This is a genomic window from Rhodococcus sp. IEGM 1305, from assembly GCF_030058635.1.
Lineage (GTDB): Bacteria > Actinomycetota > Actinomycetes > Mycobacteriales > Mycobacteriaceae > Rhodococcus_F > Rhodococcus_F opacus_D.
In genome coordinates, this window is sequence record NZ_JASHKX010000014.1 from 1 (window position 1) to 13,434 (window position 13,434).

General features: G+C 67.9%; 16 protein-coding genes. 13 read left to right on the top strand and 3 right to left on the bottom strand.

Annotated elements, in window-relative coordinates:
* The 3 genes from QM693_RS20025 to QM693_RS20035 form a co-directional block, all read left to right on the top strand.
* Positions 1-679: acyl-CoA dehydrogenase family protein (locus tag QM693_RS20025; protein WP_283353236.1), on the top strand; the 679-nt coding region annotated here is incomplete at its 5' end.
* Positions 676-1,434: a 3-oxoacyl-ACP reductase FabG gene (fabG, locus tag QM693_RS20030; protein WP_283353237.1), complete on the top strand. Its 759-nt coding sequence runs from the start codon at positions 676-678 to the stop codon at positions 1,432-1,434. The genes QM693_RS20025 and fabG, both read left to right, overlap by 4 nt.
* Before the next feature lie 3 nt (positions 1,435-1,437).
* Positions 1,438-2,427, top strand: coding sequence for an NADPH:quinone oxidoreductase family protein (locus tag QM693_RS20035; protein ID WP_283353238.1), 990 nt, complete (start codon positions 1,438-1,440; stop codon positions 2,425-2,427).
* Here QM693_RS20035 and QM693_RS20040 read toward each other — a convergent pair.
* The gene (locus QM693_RS20040) at positions 2,424-2,882 is read right to left on the bottom strand and encodes an SRPBCC family protein (RefSeq protein ID WP_280780417.1); all 459 of its coding nucleotides are present in this window, start codon (positions 2,880-2,882) and stop codon (positions 2,424-2,426) included. The two genes, QM693_RS20035 and QM693_RS20040, sit on opposite strands and share 4 nt — an antisense overlap.
* Before the next feature lie 119 nt (positions 2,883-3,001).
* On the opposite strand from QM693_RS20040, the gene QM693_RS20045 reads away from it, so the two are divergent.
* From QM693_RS20045 to QM693_RS20060, 4 genes are all read left to right on the top strand, one after another.
* Complete coding sequence (locus QM693_RS20045; RefSeq protein ID WP_007296545.1) at positions 3,002-3,622, top strand: TetR/AcrR family transcriptional regulator; 621 nt, start codon at positions 3,002-3,004, stop codon at positions 3,620-3,622.
* 99 nt (positions 3,623-3,721) lie between these two features.
* On the top strand, positions 3,722-4,933 hold the full coding sequence (locus QM693_RS20050; protein WP_009480718.1) for an acyl-CoA dehydrogenase family protein: 1,212 nt from the start codon (positions 3,722-3,724) through the stop codon (positions 4,931-4,933).
* The gene (locus QM693_RS20055) at positions 4,930-5,955 is read left to right on the top strand and encodes a phosphotransferase family protein (RefSeq protein WP_283353239.1); all 1,026 of its coding nucleotides are present in this window, start codon (positions 4,930-4,932) and stop codon (positions 5,953-5,955) included. The genes QM693_RS20050 and QM693_RS20055 overlap by 4 nt, the downstream gene beginning before the upstream one ends.
* Positions 5,952-6,689 (top strand): SDR family NAD(P)-dependent oxidoreductase, encoded by a 738-nt coding sequence (locus QM693_RS20060; RefSeq protein ID WP_283353240.1) that lies wholly within the window; start codon positions 5,952-5,954, stop codon positions 6,687-6,689. The genes QM693_RS20055 and QM693_RS20060 overlap by 4 nt, the downstream gene beginning before the upstream one ends.
* Here the strand turns inward: QM693_RS20060 and QM693_RS20065 are convergent.
* Positions 6,677-7,237, bottom strand: coding sequence for a ribulose 1,5-bisphosphate carboxylase large subunit (locus QM693_RS20065; protein ID WP_280780415.1), 561 nt, complete (start codon positions 7,235-7,237; stop codon positions 6,677-6,679). The genes QM693_RS20060 and QM693_RS20065 overlap by 13 nt on opposite strands.
* 94 nt (positions 7,238-7,331) lie before the next feature.
* On the opposite strand from QM693_RS20065, the gene QM693_RS20070 reads away from it, so the two are divergent.
* Genes QM693_RS20070 through QM693_RS20095 form a run of 6 tightly spaced genes read left to right on the top strand, consistent with a single transcriptional unit; the run spans position 7,332 to position 11,142 of the window.
* Complete coding sequence (locus QM693_RS20070; protein WP_283353241.1) at positions 7,332-7,838, top strand: methylated-DNA--[protein]-cysteine S-methyltransferase; 507 nt, start codon at positions 7,332-7,334, stop codon at positions 7,836-7,838.
* Positions 7,835-8,326, top strand: a complete 492-nt coding sequence (locus QM693_RS20075; RefSeq protein ID WP_283333901.1) for an RNA polymerase sigma factor — start codon at positions 7,835-7,837, stop codon at positions 8,324-8,326. The genes QM693_RS20070 and QM693_RS20075 overlap by 4 nt, the downstream gene beginning before the upstream one ends.
* On the top strand, positions 8,323-8,925 hold the full coding sequence (locus QM693_RS20080; RefSeq protein WP_283333903.1) for a methylated-DNA--[protein]-cysteine S-methyltransferase: 603 nt from the start codon (positions 8,323-8,325) through the stop codon (positions 8,923-8,925). Before QM693_RS20075 ends, QM693_RS20080 begins: the two co-directional genes overlap by 4 nt.
* Positions 8,922-9,632, top strand: coding sequence for a 2OG-Fe(II) oxygenase (locus QM693_RS20085; RefSeq protein WP_283353242.1), 711 nt, complete (start codon positions 8,922-8,924; stop codon positions 9,630-9,632). Before QM693_RS20080 ends, QM693_RS20085 begins: the two co-directional genes overlap by 4 nt.
* Before the next feature lie 5 nt (positions 9,633-9,637).
* Positions 9,638-10,294 (top strand): alpha-ketoglutarate-dependent dioxygenase AlkB family protein, encoded by a 657-nt coding sequence (locus QM693_RS20090; RefSeq protein WP_283353243.1) that lies wholly within the window; start codon positions 9,638-9,640, stop codon positions 10,292-10,294.
* A complete protein-coding gene (locus QM693_RS20095; RefSeq protein WP_283353244.1) occupies positions 10,291-11,142 on the top strand; it encodes a DNA-3-methyladenine glycosylase family protein in 852 nt (283 codons plus the stop codon). The genes QM693_RS20090 and QM693_RS20095 overlap by 4 nt, the downstream gene beginning before the upstream one ends.
* Here QM693_RS20095 and QM693_RS20100 read toward each other — a convergent pair.
* Positions 11,139-13,361 (bottom strand): MMPL family transporter, encoded by a 2,223-nt coding sequence (locus QM693_RS20100; protein ID WP_283353245.1) that lies wholly within the window; start codon positions 13,359-13,361, stop codon positions 11,139-11,141. The genes QM693_RS20095 and QM693_RS20100 overlap by 4 nt on opposite strands.
* Positions 13,362-13,434 lie beyond the last annotated feature (73 nt).

The window sequence follows — 13,434 nt, forward strand, 5'->3', positions numbered from 1 at the left end:
TCCGTCGGCGGCGCCGCATCGGCAGCAGTCGATGATGGTGGTGCCGATCGATGCGCCGGGGGTGACGGTGATGCGGGGGTTGCCGGTGTTCGGGTATCAGGATCGGGAGGGGCATGCGGAGATCGATTTCGCCGATGTTCGGGTGCCGGCCAAGGATGTGCTGAAGGGCGAGGGGGAGGGTTTCGCGATTTCGCAGGCGCGGTTGGGTCCGGGTCGGATTCACCATTGCATGCGGGCGATCGGGATGGCGGAGCGGGCGTTGGAGTTGATGTGTCGTCGGGCGTCGTCGCGGGTGACGTTCGGTAAGCCGGTCAGTGAGAATGCGAATGTTCAGGATTGGATTGCGGAGGCGCGGATCGAGATCGAGATGATTCGGTTGTTGACGCTGAAGGCGGCGTATCTGATGGATACGGTGGGGAACAAGGAGGCGCGGACGGAGATCGCGGCGATCAAGGTGGCGGCTCCGAATATTGCGTTGAAGATTGTGGATCGGGCGATTCAGGTGCACGGTGGGGCCGGTGTGACCGACGACTTCCCCCTCGCCATGATGTACGCCCATCTGAGGGCATTGCGTCTCGCGGACGGACCGGACGAGGTCCACAAGATGTCCATCGCGAGAAGAGAACTGCGCAAATACCGTACGAATACCGAGAACAACCAGCATGGAGGAAACAAGTGAGCCAGGAACGTAGAACCGCCATCGTCACCGGATCGGCCCGTGGAATCGGCGCCGCCGTCGCGAAGCGGCTGGCAGACGACGGCTACGCGGTCGCCGTGCTCGACCTCGACGAGTCCGCCTGCGCGGCAACCGTCGACGCGATCACGTCCGCCGGCGGCGAAGCGCTGGCCGTGGGCGCGAACGTCGCCGACGAGGCGTCGGTCGCCGCGGCGGTCGAGCGGGTGGCGACCGAACTGGGCGCCCCGACGATCCTGATCAACAACGCCGGAATCACCCGCGACAACCTGCTGTTCAAGATGACCGTCGACGACTGGGACGCGGTGATGAACGTGCACCTGCGCGGTGCGTTCCTGATGTCGCGGGCCGTGCAGAAGTACATGGTGGACGCCAAGTTCGGGCGCATCGTGAACCTCTCGAGCACCTCGGCGCTCGGTAACCGCGGGCAGGTCAACTACTCCGCCGCCAAGGCCGGTATGCAGGGCTTCACCAAGACACTGGCGTTCGAGCTGGGCAAGTTCGGGGTCACCGCCAACGCGATCGCGCCCGGCTTCATCGAGACCGAGATGACCGCCGCCACCGCCGAGCGGGTGGGTGTCGGCTTCGAGGACTTCAAGAAGGCGGCGGCGTCGCAGATCCCGGTGAACCGCGTCGGGCAGCCCGAGGACATCGCGCACACCGCATCGTTCTTCGTGAGCGAGGGCGCCGGATTCGTGTCGGGTCAGGTCGTCTACGTCGCCGGTGGACCGAAGGACTGATCGATGAAGGCGTGGCGTGTACACGAATTGGGGCAGCCGAGGGACGTTCTGACGTTCGAGGACGTCCCCGACCTCGAACCGAAGCCCGGCGAGTTGCTGGTCAAGGTGCTCTCGGCGGCCGCGAACTTCCCGGATGTGCTGTTGTGCCGCGGCGAGTACCAGATCAAGCCGCCGCTTCCGTTCACTCCCGGTGTGGAGCTGTGCGGCGAGGTGGTGGGCCTGGGGGAGGGTGTCACCGAGTTCGCCGTCGGCGACCGGGTGATCGGCATGCCGAGCCTGCCGAACGGCGGGTTCGCCGAGCTGGCCGTCATGTCCTCGGCCACCGCGTTCCCCGCTCCGGAGGCCCTCGACGACGCCGAGGCGTCGGCGCTGTCGATCGGGTACCAGACGGGATGGTTTGCGCTGCACCGCAGGACGCAGATCCAGCCCGGCGAAACGCTGCTCGTGCAGGCTGCGGCAGGCGGAGTGGGCAGCGCGGCCGTGCAGCTGGGTAAGGCGGCAGGCGCCAAGGTGATCGGCGTCGTCGGCGGGCCCGAGAAGGCGGCATATACGCGGGAACTCGGTGCCGACCTCGTGATCGATCGGCACAGCGAGGACTTCGTCCAGGCCGTGAAGGACTTCACGGACGGCCGCGGTGCCGACGTCGTGTTCGATCCGGTGGGCGGCGACTCCTACACGAAGTCGACCAAGTGCATCGCGTTCGAGGGTCGCATCATCGTGATCGGATTCGCGAGTGGCACCATCCCGTCGCCCGGGCTGAACCATGCGCTGATCAAGAACTACTCGATCATCGGGCTGCACTGGGGGCTGTACAACGCCTACAACCCCGCTGCGATCCGGGAGTGCCACAACGAGCTGACGAGGATGGCCACGGCAGGTGAGATCAAGCCGATGATCAGCGAGCGGCTCGGACTCACCGACGTCGCGGACGGCATCGCGAGACTCGGCGAGGGGACAACGGTCGGACGGCTGGCTTTCCTGCCCGGACGCTAGCGGTTGCGCTTCGCGTACAGCTCCTCGAGGTTGTGCCGCAAGGTCACCTCGGTGTTCTTCACGGCCGTTTCGACGAACGGTTCGACGATGAGACCGAGGGCCTTGCCGGCGAGACCGCCGGGGAGTTTGTACGCGAAGTCCACGCTGATCTCGGTCTTGTCCTCACCGTTTGCGGTGAACTCCCAGGTCGAGGAGTTGGCGGCGCCGTCGAGCGACGCCAGGGTGATGACCCGGTCCTGCTCCCACTCGGTGACCTCGAGCCGCGACCGCAGGGTGCTGGGGCCGATGTGGATCGCGGCGTCGAAGGTCGACTCCATCCCCTGGTCGAATTCCCCGATCGGACGGAACTCCGAGACTCCGAACATCCAGTCGGGGACCGTCCGGTAATCGTCGATGTACGCGAACGCCACGTGGATGGGGACGGCTGCGATCGCGGAGTGACGGACGTGGATCATCAGGTGGTCCCTGGCTCTCTGTCGGAGAAGGCTGTCGATCTGGGCGACCTCGTTCGACTCTAGTCAACTCCCGCGACCGCAGCAGGGGAGCGGCGGGTGCCTGTTCTACCGTAGGACCCATGACGGTAGAGGGCACCCAGCGCGGCAGTTCCTGGCGTGAGTACACCGACCAAGGCTTGTCCAAGGTTCTGGCCGCGGCGCTGGCGGCGTTTGTCGAGAAGGGGTACGACGGCGCGTCGATCCGTGAGATCGCGTCCCGCGCCGGTCTGTCGGTCCCCGGTCTCTATCACCACTACCCCTCCAAGCAGGCGCTGCTGGTGGGGTTGACGAACGCGGTGATGCGCGAACTCCTCGATCGCAGCCATGCGGCGGTGGCCGAGGCGGGTCCGACACCGGGCGAGCGGTTCGACGCGGTCATCGAGTCGTTGCTGCGGTTCCACATGTACCGGCGTGAACAGGCGTTCGTCGCGTCCAGGGAGACGCGGAGCATGGAACCGGAGAGCCGGAAGGCGTACATCGCGCTGCGCGACGAGCAGCAGGAGATGCTGGACGACATCGTCCGCGAGGGGGTGGCGGCCGGGCTGTTCCGGACACCGTTCCCGGAGGACGCGAGCCGTGCCGTCGTCACGATGTGCGTCGCGGTGTCCACCTGGTACCGGGAGGACGGGCCGCTGTCGCCCGACGAACTGGTCGAGCGGTACCTGGCGATCGCGAGGAGCACGGTCGGCGCGTCCGACTGAGTCTTGACCGGCCTTCGAAGGTGTGGAATTGTCGGGGACGACTTCGACCGAGCGAGTGATCGGTCGGTACCGGAGTCGTCGTACTGACTGGAGGTAGTTGTGGCGATCGATCTGTCCTACGCACCCGGGGTGACCGCGCTCGTCGAGAAGACCGAGGCGTTCATCCGCGAAGTCGTGCTGCCCATCGAGGACGAGCACGGCGGCGACATCACCGCTGCTGGTGGCGACACCCTGCGCGTGGAGCTGCAGAAGGCAGCCAAGGACGCCGGAGTCTTCGCCCCGCACGCACCTGTCGAGTACGGCGGGCACGGCCTGAACATGACCGATCGCGCGCCCGTCTTCGAGGCTGCGGGCTATTCGCTGTTCGGTCCGACGGCCCTGAACATCGGGGCACCCGACGAAGGCAACGTCCACATGCTCGCGCACATCGCCAGCCCCGAGCAGAAGGAGCGGTTCCTCGCCCCGCTGGCGCACGGCGACATGCGGTCGGCGTTCGCCATGACCGAGCCGTCACCCGGAGCCGGCTCGGACCCCTCGGCGCTGACCACGCGCGCCGAAAAGGTGCCGGGCGGGTGGAAGATCAATGGCCACAAGTACTTCATCACCGGCGCCGACGGCGCGGGATTCTTCATCATCTTCGCCCGCACGTCCGGCGTGCCCGGCGACCGCGGCGGCGCCACGATGTTCCTCACACCGGCCGACGCCGACGGGCTGAGGGTGGGCCGCCACATCGACACCCTCGACCGGGCGATGATCGGTGGGCACTGCGAGGTGTTCTTCGACGACCTGTTCGTCCCCGACAGCGGGGTTCTCGGCGAGGTGGACCAGGGATTCGCCTACGCCCAGGTCCGGCTCGGGCCCGCCCGGATGACACACGTCATGCGTTGGCTCGGTGCGGCGCGCCGCGGCCACGACGTCGCCGTGGCACACGTCGCGCAGCGTGACGGTTTCGGAGGCAAGCTGGGCGATCTGGGCATGGTCCAGAAGATGGTCGCAGACAACGAGATCGACATCGCCGCCAGCCGGGCACTGTTGACGCGGGCGTGCTGGGAACTCGATCAGGGCGGCCACGCGAGCAACTCCACGTCCATCGCCAAGACCTACGCGTCCGAGGCCATCTTCCGCATCGTCGACCGCTCGATCCAGATGTGCGGCGGTCTCGGCGTGTCCGGCGACCTGCCCCTCGCCCGGCTGTCCCGCGAGGTGCGACCGTTCCGCGTCTACGACGGACCGTCCGAGGTGCACCGCTGGGCCATCGCCAAGCGTGTCGTGGGTGCCGCGAAGAAGGCCGCGCGGGAGGCGGGCGCATGAGCGAACATTGGGGGCTCGATCTCGTTGCGCTGCAAAAGTTCCTGACCGCGTCGGACGTTCCTCTCGACGGCGAGTTGCGGGCCGACCTGATCGCCGGCGGCAAGTCCAACCTCACCTACGCCATCTTCGACGACTCCTCGCGGTGGGTGCTGCGAAGGCCGCCCACCGCGGGGCTCACACCCTCGGCGCACGACGTGGCCCGCGAGTTCCGCATCACCTCGGCCCTGCAGGGCACCGACGTCCCGGTGGCCGCCACCGTCGCACTGTGCGAGGACGACAGTGTGATGGGCGCGCCGTTCACCGTGGTCGAACACGTGACGGGTCAGGTGATCCGGACCAAGTCGGATCTCGAGGCGCTGTCCGGCGACGACATCGACTCGTGCACCGACGAACTGGTCCGTGTGCTCGGCGCGTTGCACAACGTCGACTACGACGCCGTCGGCCTGGGCGAGCTCGGCCGCCCGGACGGGTACGTGGCCCGGCAGGTCACATTGTGGGCGAGCCAGTGGGGGCGGGTGAAGACGACGGACTCCGCGGACGTCGACCGCCTGCATGCCGCGCTCGTCGAATCGATTCCGCAGCAGTCGGAGTCGTCGATCGTGCACGGCGACTACCGCATCGACAACACCATCCTCGCGTCCGGCGACGTGAGCACCGTCGCGGCGGTCGTCGACTGGGAACTGTCGACCCTCGGCGACCCGCTCACCGACGTCGCCCTGATGTGCGTCTACCGGCATCCGGCTCTCGACCTGGTGCTCGGCGAACCGGCGGCCTGGACGAGCCCGCGACTGCCGTCGGCCGACGACCTCGCGCAGCGCTACACCGTGGCCTCGGGGCGCGAACTGGTCCACTGGAACTTCTACCTGGCGCTCGCGAACTTCAAACTCGCCGTCATCGCCGAGGGCATCAACCACCGCTACCGGGTCGGTGCCACCGTCGGTGAGGGTTTCGACAAGGCGGGCGACGCGGTGCCCGAATTCGTCGCGGCCGGCCTGCGCGCCCTGAAAGGACAGACCGTATGAGTCGCACCGCACTGATCACCGGCGCCTCACGTGGCATCGGACTCGGCATCGCCACCCGTCTCGCCGAACAGGGGTACGGGCTGACGATTACCGCCCGCGATCGCGATCGGCTCGAGTCCGTGGCCGCCGACCTGCGGACCGCGGGCGCGAAGGAGGTCGTCGCGGTCGCGGGTGACCTCGCCGACGAGGAATCCGCGGGACGCGTCGTCGAGGCGCACGCCGACGCGTTCGGGTCGCTCAACGCGCTGGTACTCAATGCCGGGGTCGGAACCGCGGGCCCCATCGGCGAGTTCCCCATGCGCCGATTCGACAAGAGCCTCGGAGTCAACCTGCGGGCGCCGTTCAGCCTGCTGCAGCAGTCGCTGCCGCTGCTCCGGACCGGTGCGGCGGAGAACCCGGGACGTGGGTCCAAGGTCGTGGCCCTGGCATCGATCACCGGCGTGTACGCCGAGGCGGGGCTCGCTGTCTACGGCGCGACCAAGGCCGCCCTGATCTCCCTGACCGAGACGCTGAACGTCGAGGAGTCGGGCAATGGCGTCTCCGCGACCGCGCTCGCCCCCGCGTACGTCGACACCGACATGTCCGCGTGGATCCACGACACGATCCCGCCCGAGGCGATGATCGAGGTCAACGACATCGTCGAACTCGTCGAAGCCCTGCTGCGGCTGTCGTCGCGTGCGGTGGTCCCGAAGATTGTCGTGGGACGCGCCGGAACGGACGGCTACCGCGCGTAGTCCTCGTCCTCCTGGGCCTCGCCGCGCTTGCGGAAGAACTTGAACCCGGGGACGCCCTGGATCGCCTGGCGCACGCCCTGGACCTCCTCGAGGAGTTGGTGGATCTCCGGCGACACGGTGTCCAGGGTCGCCAGGATCGGCATCAGCCCCTCCATGCGCAGGGTCAGCTCGGGCAGGTGGTCCACCAACCCGATCGCGGCGTGAATCTCCTCCTCGGTGAGGTCGTCGACGAACCGCTGCGCCAGTGGGGCGGCCTTCGTCGCGAGCGGCTCGTACAGGCTGATCAGCGTCTGTGCCGACGCGGATGTGTGCCCTGCCGTGGCGACGACGGTTGCCGCCGATTCCGCAACCGCGTTCGCCCTCGCCACCGCGATCTCGGCGCCGTCGCTGATCGCCTCGATGCGGGAAATCAGCTCCTCGACCTGATCCAGGAGGGTGCCGATCCGGCCGGGAAGGGAGACGACGAGTTCAGCGGTATCCGCCGACCACCGGACGATCCCGGTGACGGTACGCACCAGGTCGCGGGTTCCGAGTTGTACGAGAGCCATCGGCCCATCCTGCCTGATGCCTTTCACACCTCACGTTTCGGTCGTGGCAGACGTCTACCTTTCAGAGGCCCGTACACCTGGAAGGATTGGCACCGTGAATGCCGACCGAGCAGCACACACAGTCATCGATTCACCGATCGGCCCCCTGACGCTGGTGAGCGTCGACGGGGTGCTGAGCGGCATCTACATGGTCGAACACCGGCACCAGCCCGATCCCGCGACTTTCGGGGAACGCGACACCGCAGATTTCGACGAGGCCATCACCCAGCTCACCGAATACTTCGACGGCAGGCGCACCGAGTTCACCGTCCCGCTCGCCGCGCGAGGCACCCCGTTCCAGCAACGAGTGTGGGACGCCCTGCGCACGATCCCGTACGGCGAGACGTGGACGTACGGTCAGCTGGCCGACTCCCTCGGCACCCCGACCGCGATTCGCGCGGTGGCGGCGGCGAACGGCAGAAATCCGATCAGCATCATCGTTCCGTGCCACCGCGTCATCGGGAGCAACGGCAGCCTGACGGGGTACGCGGGCGGGCTCGACCGCAAACGGTTCCTGCTCGAACGCGAAGCGGAACGGGCGGGACTCCGGCTGAGCCGATGACCCTGAAACCGTTCGAAGACGTCGTGGCCGAGCACGGCCCGACGGTGCTGCGGGTCTGCAGGGCCGTGGTCGGCCCGGTGGACGCCGAGGACGCCTGGTCGGAGACGTTCATCGCCGCGATGCGGGCGTATCCCGACCTGCGTCCCGGGAGCAACATCGAGGCGTGGCTGGTGACCATCGCGCACCGGAAAGCGCTCGACCACATTCGTGCGCGCGACCGGCGGCCCGTCCCCACCGACGAGCTTCCCGAGCAGACCACCGACCGCGGACTTCCCGGCGGTCACGACCCCGAGTTGTGGAACGCGGTCGGCGCCCTGCCGATGAAGCAACGGGCTGCGGTGGCGTATCACTACCTGGCCGGGCTGCCGTACACCGAGATCGCGGTGATCCTCGGCAACTCCCCGGACGCGTCGCGGCGGGCGGCTGCCGACGGCATTGCGGCGCTACGCAAGACCCTCTCGATCTCTGTGAGTGGAGACATCACATGAACATCCCCGACATCGTCTACGCCCTGTCCGCGTCGGACTCCGCGGTCGAGCAGAAACTGCGTGAGCGGCTCGCCGCCCTCGCCGCCGAGGCAGGTCTCCTCGACGTCGCGTACCGGACCCTCGACACCCCCGTCGGTTCGCTTCTGCTCGCCGCCACCGATCGCGGGCTGGTGCGGGTCGCCTTCCCCAATCAGGATCACGACGCCGTACTACAGACCCTCGCCGAGCAGATCAGTCCCCGGATCCTGCGCGCACCCGCCCGGCTCGACAGGGTGGCCCACGAGATCGACGAATACTTCCTCGGTGAGCGCACAAGCTTCGACATCCCGCTGGATTTCAGGCTGTCCAAGGGATTTCGGCTCGAGGTTCTCCATCATCTTCCCGAAATCGACTACGGGCACACCGCGAGCTACGCCGCGGTCGCGGCGGCCGCGGGCAGTCCGAAAGCAGTGCGCGCGGTCGGAACCGCCTGCGCCCTCAACCCGCTCCCGGTCGTGGTTCCCTGCCACCGGGTGGTCCGCAGCGACGGCAGCATGGGCCAGTACGCGGGCGGGCCGGAAGCCAAGTCGATCCTGCTGACTTTGGAGGCAGCGGCATGACTACCTTGACGCAACGCGTGAACGATCTGGATTGGCACGGTCTTCACGCCGAGACCGACGCCGCCGGATGCGCGCAATCGGAGCAGATCCTGACTGCCGAGGAGTGCGCGCAGATCGCGGACATGTATGAGGAGGTCGAGCGTTTCCGGTCCACCGTCGACATGGCCCGGCACCGTTTCGGCTCGGGACAGTACCGGTACTTCGACTACCCGCTACCGGAGGTCGTGGCCGAACTCCGCGCGGCCTTCTACCCGAAACTGCTTCCCGTGGCACGGGACTGGGCGGCAAAGCTGAGGCAGCCCTCGCCGTGGCCGGACACCCTCGGCGAATGGCTGGACATGTGCCACGACGCCGGCCAGAAACGGGCGACACCGATCCTGCTCAGCTATCGCGCGAACGACTGGAACGCCCTGCACCGTGACCTCTACGGTGACCTCGTGTTCCCGTTGCAGGTGGTGATCGGCCTCGACCGTCCGGGAGTGGACCACGAGGGCGGGGAGTTCATGCTCGTCGAGCAGCGGCCCCGCGCCCAGTCCCGGGGCACGGTGACGACGCTGCGGCAGGGGCACGCGCTGATCTTCACCACCAGGGACAGGCCCGTGCGCTCGACCCGCGGTTGGTCGACCGGACCGGTACGGCACGGTGTCAGCACCGTTCGGCGCGGCACCCGCCGGACCCTCGGCCTGGTCCTCCACGACGCCGAGTGACCGTGATGTCCGCCTTGATACCCCGCCCCCGAACCGAGGTGGCGCCCGGCGCCGTCCACGTCCCCGATTGGCTCACGCCGGCCGAGCAACGCCACCTGGTGGCCGAATGCCGGCGCTGGGCCACCGCACCGGTCCCGATGCGGGCCGCGCAACTGCCGACGGGGCACCGCATGTCGGTGCAGACGGTGTGCCTCGGCTGGCACTGGAAGCCGTATTCCTACTCGCGCACAGCCGAGGACGCGGGCGGTGGCCGCGTGGCGCCGGTGCCCGACTGGCTGGTCGCACTCGGCCGGCGGGCGGTGAGTGAGGCCTACGGGCAGCCCGCCGACGGGTACACACCCGATGCCGCGCTGATCAACTTCTACGACGACACCGCGAAGATGGGCATGCACCAGGACAAGGAGGAGCGGTCCGATGCGGCCGTCGTATCGTTGAGCATCGGCGACACGTGCACATTCCGCTTCGGCAACACCACCACCCGCACCAAGCCGTACACCGACGTCGAGTTGCTGTCGGGTGACCTCTTCGTGTTCGGTGGCGAGTCCCGGTTCGCGTATCACGGAGTACCGAAAGTGTTTCCCGGCACGAGCGATCCGGACTGCGGACTGACCACGGGCCGACTGAACATCACGCTGCGGGTGACGGGACTCGAAGACACATGAGAGTGCAACTGCCGTACCGGGGTCCGTTCACCCATGCGCCGTTGTGGGGCGCGCTCCGCGCCCACACCGTGTCCGGGCTCGAGCGACACGACCCCGACGGAACCCACACCCGGGTGGTGAACGGTCCGCACGGGCCCGCGCTGGTGTCCGTCGTCGTCCGTCCCGCCGACGGGGACGTCGAGGCGCACCTGACACCGGCGGATCCCGGAGACATCGAAGCGCTGACCGCCGCGGTCCGGCGCTGGCTCGACCTCGACGCGGATCCGGGGCCGATCGACGCCGCTTTGAGCCGGCACCCGCTCCTGGCTCCGCTGGTGGCGCTGCGTCCGGGTCTGCGGCGCCTGGGGAGCGTGGACGGGTTCGAGACGGCGGTTCTGACCATTCTCGGACAACAGGTTTCGCTGGCGGCGGCCCGGACGTTCGGCAGCCGGCTCGTGCACGCGTACGGCCGGCCGGTCCACGACGGATTCTTCGCGTTCCCCGAACCGGAGACGCTGGCGGCGCTCTCACCCGAACAGTTGCGCTCGACCCTCGGCCTCACCGGCGCCCGGGCCAGGACGGTGCTCGCGCTGGCCCAGGCCGCGTCCGGCGGTCTGCGTCTCGGCGCGGACACCGACCCGGCCGAATTCCGGGCCGGTCTGCTCGCACTGCCCGGCATCGGTCCGTGGACAGCGGACTATCTGACGGTGCGGGTGCTGGCCGACCCGGACGCGTTCACACCCGACGACCTCGTCCTCAAACGCGCGCTGGGGGTCAGGACCGGCAGGCAGGCAGCGGAACTCGCCGAGTCGTGGCGACCGTGGCGGGCCTACGCGCTGTTCCACCTGTGGACGGAGGAAGCCTATTAGTCCTTGGCCTTTGCCAGCGCCGACGGCCACCAGATCTTCTTGCCGATGTCGTGGGAGAGCGCCGGGACGAGGATGCTGCGCACGATGATCGTGTCGAGCAGCACGCCGAACGCGACGGCGAAGCCGACCTCGGCGAGGAACACCAGGGGCAGCACACCCAGCACCGCGAACGTCGCGGCGAGCACGACACCGGCCGACGTGATGACGCCACCGGTCACCGCCAGCCCCCGCAGCACACCGGATTTGGTGCCGTGTTCCTCGGTTTCCTCGCGGACCCGGGTCATCAGGAAGATGTTGTAATCGATGCCGAGCGCCACGAGGAACACGAACGCGAACAGGGGAAACGCCGGATCTGCGTTCGCGAAATGGAAGACGTGGGTGAAGAAGAGTCCGCACACCCCGAGGGTGGCTGCGAACGACAGGACCACGGTGGCGATGAGGATGATGGGCGTGAGCAGGGCGCGGAGCAGGAGGGCCAGCACAACGAAGATGACGACGAGAACGATCGGGATGATCAGGTTCCGGTCGTGCACCGACGCCGTCTGCACGTCGAGCGTCGTTGCCGTGCTGCCGCCGACGAGAGCATCGGCACCGGGTACGGCGTGCGCCGCGTCGCGCAGTCGCTTCACCGTCTCGAGGGCTTCCGGGGAATCGTACGAGTCGGCGAGCGTCACGTTGACGACCATGCGCCCGTCGATCGGTGCGGCCGTGAGGAAGTCGGGTGCGCACCCCTGCCCGGCGGCCGAGGCCACCGCGGCCGGGTTGGACTTGACGAGTGCAGACAGCTTCTCGACATCGACCTGCGGGCACACCGCGCCGGGATCCGTCGACACCCCGTCCACACCGCTCACGGCCGCGATGACCGCGTCCGTCTGATCGGCATTGGTGACGATGACGGCGGGCGCGCCGGCGCCCGGATCGAACTTGGAGTCGTACAACTCCTGACCGACGACGGCGTCGGGCCGGTTGGTGAAGTTCTCCGACGACGACAGTCCGTCCGTCTTCAGACTGCCGATGCCGACCAGGAACAGCACGGCCAGCAGCACCGTCGTACCGATCCAGAGGGGACGGTCCTTGCTCCCGACCTGGGCGGCGATCCTGCCCCACAGACCGTGCGTGGTGAGGTCTGCGGCCTCGTCCACCTTCGGTTTCCGCGGCCAGAACACCCACCGCCCCGCCGCGGACAGCGCGACGGGCAGGAACGTCATCATCACGAGATACGTGCACGCGATGCCGATCGCGGCGACCGGCCCGAGACTCTTGTTGGAGTTCAGTTCGGAGAACATCAGGCACAGCAGACCGAGGATGACGGTGACCGCCGACGCCGTGATGGCGGGGGCGGATTCCTTCCACGCCTTGATCATGGCGTCGAACCGGCTGGGATAGAAGTGCAGTTCTTCCCGATATCGGGAGATCAGGAGGAGCGCATAGTCGGTGCCCGCACCGATCACGAGGACGAACAGGATGCCCTGACTCTGTCCGGTGAGGGTGAGCACCTCCGCCTTGGCGAGGAAGTAGATGACCATCGACGCCAGGCCGAGCGCGAGGAGCGCCGAGAAGAGCGGGAAGAACCACAGCACCGGGGAGCGGTAGACCACCAGCAGGATCAGGACGACCACGAGCAGCGCGGCGCCCAGCAGTGCACCGTCGAGTCCGGCGAACGCGTCGATGAACGCCACCAGCAGGCCACCGGGACCGGCAGGAAGCACCTCGAGCCCGGCGGCCGCGTTCTTCGCGGCGGTGAGGACGTTCTCCTCGGTGGCGGCGAGCACATCGCCGGCGACCGCCGTGCCGTCCTCCTTCGCGACGAGGGGAACGAAGATCGATGCCGTGGTGCCGTCCTGGGAGAACTGTGTCTGGGCCATGCCTTCGGCGTCGACTCCGTCGACTGCCGCGATGGCGTCACGCGCCTGGGCGACGGCGGCCTTGTCCTGCTCGGTGAGCGGGGAGTCGCTGTGGAACAGCACGAATCCGGGGATGGTTTCGACGGTGAGGAACTTGGACGATTCGTTGGTGACGATCGTCGATTCGGCGGAACTCGACAGGTAGGCGGCGTTGTCGTTCTTCTGGACCTCGGTGAGCTTTCCCTGGAAGGAACCCCCGAATCCACCCGCGAAGAACGCGATGATGGCGATGGCCACGATGGTGAACGCAGGCCAGCGGTATCTGCGCGGCGTCTCGCCGCTGGTGCTCGAGTCCGTCGAATCCAACTTCGTCATGGGTTCTCCTTCGCCGCCCCCGCCAGCAGTGCGTCCCAGTACACCATGTCGAGCGCACCCGCGACACCGGAAA

Bases quoted from the DNA above. Each gene is read 5' to 3' on its own strand.
- QM693_RS20040 (WP_280780417.1), bottom strand. From the start codon at position 2,882: ATGATCCACGTCCGTCACTCCGCGATCGCAGCCGTCCCCATCCACGTG.
- QM693_RS20045 (WP_007296545.1), top strand. From the start codon at position 3,002: ATGACGGTAGAGGGCACCCAGCGCGGCAGTTCCTGGCGTGAGTACACC.
- QM693_RS20060 (WP_283353240.1), top strand. From the start codon at position 5,952: ATGAGTCGCACCGCACTGATCACCGGCGCCTCACGTGGCATCGGACTC.
- QM693_RS20080 (WP_283333903.1), top strand. From the start codon at position 8,323: ATGAACATCCCCGACATCGTCTACGCCCTGTCCGCGTCGGACTCCGCG.
- QM693_RS20035 (WP_283353238.1), top strand. From the start codon at position 1,438: ATGAAGGCGTGGCGTGTACACGAATTGGGGCAGCCGAGGGACGTTCTG.
- QM693_RS20065 (WP_280780415.1), bottom strand. From the start codon at position 7,237: ATGGCTCTCGTACAACTCGGAACCCGCGACCTGGTGCGTACCGTCACC.
- QM693_RS20055 (WP_283353239.1), top strand. From the start codon at position 4,930: ATGAGCGAACATTGGGGGCTCGATCTCGTTGCGCTGCAAAAGTTCCTG.
- QM693_RS20100 (WP_283353245.1), bottom strand. From the start codon at position 13,361: ATGACGAAGTTGGATTCGACGGACTCGAGCACCAGCGGCGAGACGCCG.
- QM693_RS20075 (WP_283333901.1), top strand. From the start codon at position 7,835: ATGACCCTGAAACCGTTCGAAGACGTCGTGGCCGAGCACGGCCCGACG.
- QM693_RS20095 (WP_283353244.1), top strand. From the start codon at position 10,291: ATGAGAGTGCAACTGCCGTACCGGGGTCCGTTCACCCATGCGCCGTTG.
- QM693_RS20090 (WP_283353243.1), top strand. From the start codon at position 9,638: ATGTCCGCCTTGATACCCCGCCCCCGAACCGAGGTGGCGCCCGGCGCC.
- QM693_RS20085 (WP_283353242.1), top strand. From the start codon at position 8,922: ATGACTACCTTGACGCAACGCGTGAACGATCTGGATTGGCACGGTCTT.